Annotated in this window: 1 protein-coding gene; it reads left to right on the forward strand. The window is 25.9% G+C overall.

Going from position 1 to position 875, the window contains the following annotated elements; all coding sequences use genetic code 11:
* Positions 1-279 precede the first annotated feature (279 nt).
* The coding region (locus KPC_RS20040; protein WP_121976031.1) for a glycosyltransferase family 2 protein at positions 280-875 on the forward strand (596 nt) is incomplete at its 3' end.

Raw genomic sequence — 875 nt, forward strand, 5'->3', positions numbered from 1 at the left:
TTTAGTTGTATATATTGCAGCTAAATTAGCTTATGAGGATCTGAAAGAAGATAGTAATATTTTATTATACCCTTGTGATAATTCTGCATTTTCTGTTCAAATTGCGTCTGAATGGCGTACAAGAAAGTGCACTAAAAGCCTATATATAGAGGAAAAGCATTTCTTTTCACCTATTTATAAGCTTACAAGTGGAGATAGAAAGTATTACAATTTCTTAAAGAAATATAATATCATTAATGATAATAGTATTATAGGTAATTTCCTGAATAGGATGANATAGTGATTAGTATTGTCGTTCCAGTTTATAATGGCGAAAAATTTATTGAAAAAAATTTTTTATCATTGGTTAATCAAGATAATAATACTTTTGAAGTAATATATATTAATGATGGTAGTATTGATAACACTGCAGAAAAAATAGAAATTTTGATAAAAAACTATAGCAACTTTCGTTTAATATCCACACCAAACAGTGGTGTAATGGCAGCTCGAAAGCAAGGTGTTGAAGTTGCTAAATATGATTTTGTTACATTTTTAGATATAGATGATGTTTTAGATAGTAATTTTGTATCTGTTTTTTTGAATTACTGTAAAGATAATAAGTTTGAAATATTGGTAACTAATTTTAGATTAAATAAAAACAATAACTTAAAAGATATCGTTCGATTTCAACCAGGTATATATTCTAGTTCTGACTTTATAAAGTATTTATGTGTAAATGGGGGATGGGAATTATGTGGTAAAGTTTACAAAAAAGAATTATTCGACAATATAATATACCCAAATAAAGTTACTATTGGCGAAGATGCTCTGATTTTTTTTCAATTGGTTTTTTATGCATATGAAATTAAAGTTTTAAATGAATATGTTTATAC

Source organism: Acinetobacter stercoris, from assembly GCF_900323515.1.
GTDB lineage: Bacteria > Pseudomonadota > Gammaproteobacteria > Pseudomonadales > Moraxellaceae > Acinetobacter > Acinetobacter stercoris.